Annotated in this window: 12 protein-coding genes and 1 pseudogene; 7 read left to right on the top strand and 6 right to left on the bottom strand. The window is 43.7% G+C overall.

What is annotated here, in order from left to right:
• Positions 1 to 56: 56 nt before the first annotated feature.
• From P5683_RS20775 to P5683_RS20765, 3 genes are all read left to right on the top strand, one after another.
• Positions 57 to 740 carry a hypothetical protein gene (locus P5683_RS20775; protein WP_006626173.1) on the top strand — a complete coding sequence of 228 codons (684 nt, stop codon included), beginning with the start codon at positions 57 to 59 and terminating at the stop codon, positions 738 to 740.
• A 149-nt stretch (positions 741 to 889) separates the two neighbouring features.
• Positions 890 to 1,240, top strand: coding sequence for a PadR family transcriptional regulator (locus P5683_RS20770; protein ID WP_315640990.1), 351 nt, complete (start codon positions 890 to 892; stop codon positions 1,238 to 1,240).
• 25 nt (positions 1,241 to 1,265) lie between these two features.
• Positions 1,266 to 1,805 carry a cofactor assembly of complex C subunit B gene (locus P5683_RS20765; protein ID WP_315640989.1) on the top strand — a complete coding sequence of 180 codons (540 nt, stop codon included), beginning with the start codon at positions 1,266 to 1,268 and terminating at the stop codon, positions 1,803 to 1,805.
• A gap of 294 nt (positions 1,806 to 2,099) precedes the next feature.
• Here P5683_RS20765 and P5683_RS20760 read toward each other — a convergent pair whose 3' ends face one another.
• On the bottom strand, positions 2,100 to 2,417 hold the full coding sequence (locus P5683_RS20760) for a DUF3155 domain-containing protein (RefSeq protein ID WP_006669290.1): 318 nt from the start codon (positions 2,415 to 2,417) through the stop codon (positions 2,100 to 2,102).
• Positions 2,418 to 2,815: 398 nt separating this feature from the next.
• Between P5683_RS20760 and P5683_RS20755 the strand changes: the two genes are divergently transcribed.
• The 4 genes from P5683_RS20755 to purU all read left to right on the top strand — a co-directional run bounded on the left by P5683_RS20755 (position 2,816) and on the right by purU (position 6,414).
• Positions 2,816 to 4,219: a HAMP domain-containing sensor histidine kinase gene (locus P5683_RS20755; RefSeq protein ID WP_315644823.1), complete on the top strand. Its 1,404-nt coding sequence runs from the start codon at positions 2,816 to 2,818 to the stop codon at positions 4,217 to 4,219.
• A 90-nt stretch (positions 4,220 to 4,309) separates the two neighbouring features.
• Positions 4,310 to 4,858 (top strand): SLATT domain-containing protein, encoded by a 549-nt coding sequence (locus tag P5683_RS20750; RefSeq protein WP_315640987.1) that lies wholly within the window; start codon positions 4,310 to 4,312, stop codon positions 4,856 to 4,858.
• Between the two features lie 16 nt (positions 4,859 to 4,874).
• Positions 4,875 to 5,528, top strand: coding sequence for a hypothetical protein (locus tag P5683_RS20745; RefSeq protein ID WP_315640986.1), 654 nt, complete (start codon positions 4,875 to 4,877; stop codon positions 5,526 to 5,528).
• 31 nt (positions 5,529 to 5,559) lie between these two features.
• The gene (gene purU, locus P5683_RS20740) at positions 5,560 to 6,414 is read left to right on the top strand and encodes a formyltetrahydrofolate deformylase (RefSeq protein WP_006669286.1); all 855 of its coding nucleotides are present in this window, start codon (positions 5,560 to 5,562) and stop codon (positions 6,412 to 6,414) included.
• A gap of 16 nt (positions 6,415 to 6,430) precedes the next feature.
• Here the strand turns inward: purU and P5683_RS20735 are convergent, their stop codons facing one another.
• The 5 genes and pseudogenes from P5683_RS20735 to P5683_RS20715 all read right to left on the bottom strand — a co-directional run.
• Positions 6,431 to 6,649, bottom strand: coding sequence for an RNA-binding S4 domain-containing protein (locus tag P5683_RS20735; protein WP_006626164.1), 219 nt, complete (start codon positions 6,647 to 6,649; stop codon positions 6,431 to 6,433).
• A gap of 4 nt (positions 6,650 to 6,653) precedes the next feature.
• Positions 6,654 to 7,343: a triacylglycerol lipase gene (locus P5683_RS20730; RefSeq protein WP_231296554.1), complete on the bottom strand. Its 690-nt coding sequence runs from the start codon at positions 7,341 to 7,343 to the stop codon at positions 6,654 to 6,656.
• Positions 7,237 to 7,548, bottom strand: coding sequence for a hypothetical protein (locus P5683_RS20725; protein ID WP_228116639.1), 312 nt, complete (start codon positions 7,546 to 7,548; stop codon positions 7,237 to 7,239). Before P5683_RS20725 ends, P5683_RS20730 begins: the two co-directional genes overlap by 107 nt.
• Before the next feature lie 40 nt (positions 7,549 to 7,588).
• The gene (locus tag P5683_RS20720) at positions 7,589 to 7,822 is read right to left on the bottom strand and encodes a hypothetical protein (RefSeq protein WP_006626162.1); all 234 of its coding nucleotides are present in this window, start codon (positions 7,820 to 7,822) and stop codon (positions 7,589 to 7,591) included.
• Positions 7,812 to 8,082 (bottom strand): annotated as a pseudogene (locus tag P5683_RS20715) (hypothetical protein); the annotation flags it as partial. The pseudogene P5683_RS20715 and the gene P5683_RS20720, both read right to left, overlap by 11 nt.

Here is an 8,082-nt window from a genome sequence, read left to right as displayed (position 1 = left end):
TCCTCTCCGTGATCAATCACGGAGCTTCCAACCCTCCCAGGAGTTTTACGTGATAAATGCGGGATACTTCTTTAAATCTGATTGCGATTACTATTTTTACCCTGACTTTAACTACCCTGGTAGCGCCTCTGTTTCACATATCCGCCGCCGTCCCAGCCGGAATGGTGTTTGTATTATTGGGATTGGCTACTCTGGATACTTTTAGCCTACAGGGTCAAGGCTCCACTATTTTAGTGGATTGGTTCGCCGGTTCTTCTGGTTCCCGGCGCGATCGCATTGTCCACCACGAAGCTGGTCACTTTTTAATGGCTTATTTGTTGGGTGTTCCCGTGGAAGGATATGCGCTGACCGCTTGGGAAGCCTTTAGACAAGGACAAAAAGCCCAAGGAGGAGTCCGCTTTAATGATGTCGAGTTGATGGAACAACTTGACCATGGCGTGATTTCCTCAGAAGCGATCGATAAATACTGTAAGGTTTGGATGGCGGGTATTGCTGCCGAAATTTTGGTTTATGATCAGGCTCTGGGGGGACTTTCCGATCGCCAAAATATTAGGCGCTTATGGACTCAATTAGGGCGCTCACCTCAAGATGCTGAAATTAAGGAACGCTGGGCTATCTTACAGGCTAAAACTTTGCTCAAGCAAAACTGGTCAGCATTAGAAGCCCTGGCGGCTGCTATGGCTGAGGGTGCTTCTGTGGCTGAGTGTTATCAGTTAATTGGCGATCGCAAAGCCAGTTAGTCAAAATATCCTCAAAATATCCTCAAATAGTGATTTCATTGACCAAACGCTGGTTGAAAAACGCGATAAATTAGATGTCAAAAGTCAATGAACACCCCTTGCTGTTTTCATAAACAGGTAAGGATAAGGATGTGGAGTGGGACAGGCTGATGACCTTTGAGGATATCTATCGATTTTTTCAAGACCCGCCGCCGATTTATCTCAATCGGGAGTTAGCGGTTTGCTATGTCTTATCGGTCTTTTTGGGTGAGGACTCCTATGGAACTGAGTTGATTAAACGCTTGGAGCAAGAATATAGGATCTATCGTCTCTCAGATACCGTTCTCTATAGCGCTTTGAAGTTTTTGGAACGGGAGGGAACTATTAGCGGATATTGGCAAAAAGTTGACGGTCGAGGAAGACCCCGCCGAATGTACCAAGTTTTACCCGAGTGTCGTCCCCTAGCAGGAGAACTGGCTCAACTTTGGTATGACTACACCAATGGCCGTAAAATAATATAGTGTCCGCTAGTCGTTCCCGAAATTTATGACCATTCCTGTTATTCCATCCACCTTTTTTCTGACCCTGTTATTGGCTGTCGGTCTGTTTTTCTTTATCAAGGCTTCGGTTAAGGAGCGAACTGAGCAGCAAACTATCTGTGTCCCCCAAGACGCGGACACTCTCCTAGAGCAAATTCAGAATTATTTTCACTCGCGAGCCTACCGTGCGATCGCTATTGATCGCCAGGAAAATTCGATCACCTATGAAGGCTTAGTCCGCCCCAGTTGGTTCATGGCCATTTTTCTCACCCTGTTAACCGCTATTGGTAGCCTGTGTTTGGGTTTGGTGATGTCAATGGCTATCCCCGCTTCTGGCTATGGTTTTCTCGCCCTGGTGCTGTTTTCTCCTCTCGCTGGCTTTTTTTATTGGCAAAAGGCCAAGCGACCAGAGCAGGTGTTCCTACAACTGGAAGCCGTTAAAAGTTCTGAGAGCAGAACCGAGAGTATGATTCGGGTTACAGCCCATAGGGATGAACTGGCTACCTTAAAACAAGCTCTCGCTTCTAAACAATCAGAGAACATTTAAGGCTAATAGCAACCCGCTCTAACTTTTGGCACCCACTCTCCTAGCACGACCAATAATTAGCCGCCTAGTTTCCCGCCCTCTCCCCAAGCCAAGCGCGAGGGAGGGTTTTCATACCCAGTTGGCGGCATCTTCCTCCCGTTAACTTCTGGTATAACGGGAGACTCCTGCCGACATTAAGTTAATCCGATGACAAACCAATGTCTGGTTAATCTCCCTGTTCGGAACAGTTTGATCTCCCAAAATATGGCGGAATCCTGACAAAAAAAATGATGTTGTCAGTTACAACATCCACAATTAAACTCTCGCGGTTGTCGTCACCAGGTTATTGTTTTTTTCAGCAATATGCTTTAGGCTGGGGAACAAAAAATGGTTTTCTTCGACATACTGAGCACCAAATAGACCTTTTTCGGCCCAGAAATAGCGATCGGTCGTGTGTTCGTTTCTTTTGACCAGTAGCAAAGCCGGAGGAATTATGCCCTCAGAGTGAATATACTTGCGGGCGGCGGTTACCGGTTTATCTTCGCCACTGGAAATGCTATATTGAGGCACGCACTCAAGAATGCGCCGTCCTTCTTGTCTGCGACGGCTCTTGCGCTTACGTCTTCTAGCCAATTTCTTTACCTCCTCTTTGAGCAGATGGGTGTAAATCTAGCTACCAAATACGAGTGAATTATATATCTTCTGGCCAGAAATTTCAATAGATTTTAATACATTGATACAAATAAAAAATAATCGCCCAGTTTTGGGAACTCAAGGGATTATCCCTAGATGGTTTGACCCCCAAGTTGAGTTGATTAGGGTCCCATTCCTCAAAAGGCAAAAGTGGACAGCCATGGCCTGTGAAATCCAGACTACTATATAATCGGGATAGCGCCGTTGAGATCAAGTTTGATGGTTTCTGGGTCGAGTTAGTTTACCATACCACGGGGCAAATTAGTTATCCCCTGGTAGGGAGGGATCTCGTTGTGAGGGCTAAAGGGTATCAAATTAATTGTTAATAAACCTTGCTCATGGCTACCAGTTCGGAATTTATCACCCTTTGTCAAGCTCAAGTTTCCCTAATCACGGGTTGGGGAGCCTCTTTAAGTGTGGTATATCTGGCAGAAGATTGGGCGGCGGGTCAGCCAGGAAAACTGATCCCGATCGCTGCTTATCCAGAAATACCTCGGTCATGGTCTGATGATCAAGTTCTGATCCAACTACCCCAGTTGGATTTTACCTGGTCTGTTAAACCTAGTCTCCTCCCCAGGTTAGCTCCCCCATCAGAAAATATTGCGAGGACAGAGACAGAAGAAGTGGAATCATTCGGGGACCAACCCCCAGAGTCGGACTGGCAAAATGTTGATTCTCCTCAAAAACAGGTCCTCCCCCTAATTCACGATCGCATGGTGATGGGTTTTTTGGTGACAGGTCGCGATGACCGACCCTGGAATTCCCAGGAACAGCGACAACTGAGGGCGATCGCTCATACTCTTACTACTGCGTGTATTTTGGATCGACGTTCTCAATGGCTACAACAGGAAGTTAGACAACAATATCAGCTACAAAGCCAAGAATACCAAACTCTACAGGGGTTATTGCATCAGCTAAAAAGTCCCCTGACTGCTTTGCGGACCTTTGGGAAACTTTTGCTAAAGCGCCTCAATCCCGATGACCGTAACTATAAACTCGCTGATAATATCCTCAGCCAAAGCGATCGCATTGAGGAACTACTCCAACAGGTCGATCGCACTGCGGAAAGAGGAGAAAATCTCCTCAGTCTCCCCTTTTCCTCCATTGAAGATAGCCAAACACCCACAGTAGAATATGTAAACACTAGCCCCGAACCTCCGACACCAGTGGCTAAGTCCCCGGTTTTGCTACCTGCTACTGATATTATTGAACCGATTAAGGTTCAGGAGATTATTAACCCCCTATGGACGGCCACTTGTGCGATCGCCGATGAACGAAAACTTATATGTATTGCCGAAATTCCCCCAAAAGTCCCTACAGTCAGAGGAAATGCTAAGGCCCTGCGGGAGGTGATTAGCAATCTTTTGGATAATGCACTTAAATATACTCCCCCCGGCGGCGAGATTTATCTGAAAGTGGCCGAGAATTATGCGATCGACCATTGGCCGGCTCCCGGTGTGGCTATTGCTATCAGTGACACCGGACCGGGAATTCCCCCAGGCGATCGCGATCGTCTATTTGAAAGAGGATATCGGGGTATTCAGGCTCAAGGGAATATCCCTGGTACTGGCCTGGGTTTGGCGATCGTCCAAGATTTACTCAAGCCAATGGAAGGGGAAATAATGGTCTATTCTCCCTGTCTTGCTGAATGGCTACCCCAGGGAGTCACTCCCAAAACTGAAGCCGGAACAACTTTTATGATCGGCTTACCCGTCACTTCGAGTCGCTCTCCTGTTTCGTAGTCGCACACTATATCGTATAATTTCTTAGCGCAGTTACCACCTGAAAAATCAACCTCACTGTGCTAGAAAAATACTAGGGACATCGATAGAATGAATGAATTGGTTAAACGAGAGGATATTCTCGCCAGAGCCGAAGATAGAAGAAATTTATGTAGAATTATGTCTTGGGCGCATCTTTATGTGTCAGTTCGTTGGTCTCACACTAATTTATATATCGGTATTCCCAGCACCGTTTTAGCCGCCGCCGCTAGTGTGCAAGCGATCGCAGATTTGCAGGCGGAAAATGGCGCAAGCTATGGATTATATATTGTATTTTCAATTATGGTGGCGAGTTTGGCTCCTTTATTGACTTTTCTCAATCCTATGGATAGGGCTACTAACCACTTATCCGCTTCTCGTGTCTATGAACAAATGGGAGATGCTTATGATAAATTCTTGCTTTATTGTCTCGTTAATCCCCAGGATCTGATTGTTGAACTGGAAAAATTAGTATCCTTAAATGAGCAGTATAATGAACTTAAAAAACCTCTACCAATTACCCCAGAATGGGCTTATCAAAAATCTATCAAACAGTCTAAAGAGAAAAATTTGATCGCCACTTTAGCAGAGAATTATAATGGTAACTCCCAGATAAAATAAACCCAAATACCCAGCAATGACACCTGATTTAGAAGGTTTAGAAATTAGCCGAGGAGAACTGAAACACCTCAGCGGACTAGGTATCAACCGAGTCTACCGACCTGCTACTTTCAAAAAGTTGTTGCAGGAGGGATTAAAAACTTTGCTGGCTATGGGTTTAGTCTTACTCAGTTATGGGATACTAATTGGGATTTTTCCAGCCTCTCAAACGGTTTTGGTAGTCATTCATGCGATCGCCTGTTTCGGCTTAATTATTGATGAGACCCTCAAAATTATCACGACTTGGCGACATAAATCTTTAATAGCTATTTGGATGCAAGTGGAGCGATATAATAGAATTATTCATGCGATCGCCTTTTGTGATCAACTGGAAAATGCCGGAAATCCTACCGCTAAAGTCCCTGACCGTTCCCAAATTCTTAGCGCCTTGAAAATGATTAGGAAAGAATTAGTTATAACCCTCAATACAGAGGTCATGATTCGCCGGAATCGTTGCTTAATTAAAGAATCCTCCCATCTGTTTCCCTGTGATGTTTCTAATTTGACTATACCTCAATGGCAAGATTATACTACCCCGGAGCATAAAATTTTAGCAGAAGCCTGGGATATTGCGATCGCTGTGGAAGCTATAGTGATCAAATCTGTGAAGCTACGAGACAAGTATCTTTAACATTAACCATCAAACCAACAGCCAAATTAAGATGAAATCACCTACTGCTACTTTACTGGTTTTCTGTCCTGACCGTCGTGGACTGGTGGCTAAAATTGCCAATTTTATCTACTCTAATGGTGGCAATATTATTCACGCTGATCAACATACTGATGCTTCAGCCCAATTATTTTTAACTAGGATTGAATGGGAATTAAAAGACTTTAATTTGCCCAGAGATGTGATTGCGCCGGCTTTTAGTGCGATCGCCAAACCTTTAGAGGCTAATTGGCAACTACATTTTTCCGATACTATTCCCCGAATTGCCATCTGGGTGACTAAGCAAGACCATTGTTTATTAGACCTGTTATGGCGATGGCAAGCTAAAGAAATGCCGGCGGAAATTCCCCTAATTATTAGTAATCATCCCGACCTTAAACCTATTGCGGATCAGTTGGCGATCGCCTTTCATCATATCCCCATTACTCCCGACAACAAAAACGAGCAAGAAACCCAGCAGTTGGAGTTATTAAGACAACACAAAATAGATTTAGTAGTTTTAGCTAAATATATGCAAATTCTCAGCCCTCAATTTGTTAGTAGTTTCCCTTCAATCATTAATATTCATCACTCTTTTTTACCTGCTTTTCCGGGAGCTAATCCCTATCAGCGCGCCTATGATCGCGGCGTTAAAATTATCGGTGCCACCGCCCATTATGTCACCGCCGATCTCGATGAAGGACCTATAATAGAACAAGATGTTGTTCGTGTCAGCCACCGAGATACAGTTGCTGACTTGGTTCGCAAAGGAAAAGATTTAGAACGATTAGTCTTATCTCGCGCTGTCCGTCTTCACCTCCAACATCGTGTTTTAGCCTATGGTAATCGCACCGTAGTTTTTGCTTAAAATTAGCCGAATTGGGTCAGATTTTATCTGGTATGGTAACTGGGAAAGTTTCCCCGTTAAAAGTTACGCGATCGCCTTCTATTAATTTCCGTCCCCGTCTAGTTTCTATTTGTCCATTAACCATCACATAACCCGACTGAATAAAAGCCTTAGCCTGTCCGCCACTTTCCACTAACCCCGACAGTTTCAAAAACTTATCTAGTTTGATGTTTTGTTCTGTAACTTTCACCACCATTTCCTCAATTTAATTGATCAATCCACTCAGGAATTACCTCAATAGAACCATACCACTTTCCTGGGGAACTGGGGGAATGCCAAACATTATCTAACGTGATATTTTCTGCCCCTTCTAAATGGGCAGCCTCAACAGGTGTAATGCCATCACCCCAAGTATTTCCCACCCCCACAGTGATTTTATAGCTATTATAAGCTAGTATTTGTCCTCGCTTACGTCCCCCCATAATCGCTTTACCAGCGATACAAACATAGCGGATATCTTCATAGAATGCACCGGGATAATTAAACTTAACAAAATCTAAATTTTTGCGAGTCCATTGTTCCCGACTCATATGGGGAGTTCCCAAGGTGATGAGACTCTTTATATATGGTCGCGCATTCCACAAACCCTGAGTATCTTCATTAACATCATTATGAATAGTATAGGGTTTTTCTCCCATATAAATTCTGGCAATCCAACCCCCAGCCGAATGACCAATTAAGTTAACTTGATCAGAATTATACTGAAGCCGAGTTTGCTGTACTGTCGTATTAATTTTACGCAAAATCGGTACCATTGATCTGCCTCCCACTGTCGGCAACCAATCAAGTTTTTTGATGGGAACAATAAGGGTCGGTATCCCTTCCTTTTCCAGAGATTGTGCTAACTCCTGATAGTCTTTGAATGAGGCAAAATAGCCGGGAATAATCACAGTAGGTCTGGGCATTTTTCAGAAATTTAATCCTTTTGAGTCCGTTTAGCCGTTGGCAAATCTTGGCGATCGCCTCCAAGACTTCAATCAAATGATACAATGAAGCGTTTACCCTTGTCGTTTTGTGCGAGTACAGATTGGTGTCAAGGGATTTAATGCGATCGCTTTTTTGTCCTAGGTGGGAATTTGTACTTATTTTGTCCATTTTCCCAGTAGGCTGTCATCCATTGGGCCAGTATGATAACTTACTCATTGCTTTCTGCTCTGGGACGGTTAATTCGGCTAGTGCGATCGCTTAATTCTGTTGGGTACTGCCTATATTGATTTAGGATTGTGTCAATCAGCTTCATTAGTTCGTTGTCTCTGGAGTTAACCTCTGATATCAGTTTCTGGTTTTGCTTCATTAACTGCCAGACTAAAAAAACTGTAATGCCATCAGTTCCCAGTTTGACTATATCTGGTAATACATTAGAGTCCATTGTTGTTGATTTCGTTGTCTCTTAAATGAAGTCCATGATCATCAGTTGTTTTAGTTAAATATTTTTCAATATGTCTGAAAACCAGCCAGATTATTTTTCTCTCTTCTCTAGTCTCTTTTCTTATTGAAGCTGCTAATCTATTGATGTCTTCTGTATTTTGTTTAACAGTTGTGTGTAGTTCAGAATATTTAGCGGATATAGCACCAGACAGGAAAGTTAGGACGTATAATGGAGAGGACGAGATGACTAAGAAGACCAAA

It is taken from the genome of Limnospira sp. PMC 1279.21 (assembly GCF_032349615.1).
GTDB classification, from domain to species: domain Bacteria; phylum Cyanobacteriota; class Cyanobacteriia; order Cyanobacteriales; family Microcoleaceae; genus Limnospira; species Limnospira fusiformis.
This window is presented reverse-complemented; position numbering and strand designations above follow the sequence as displayed.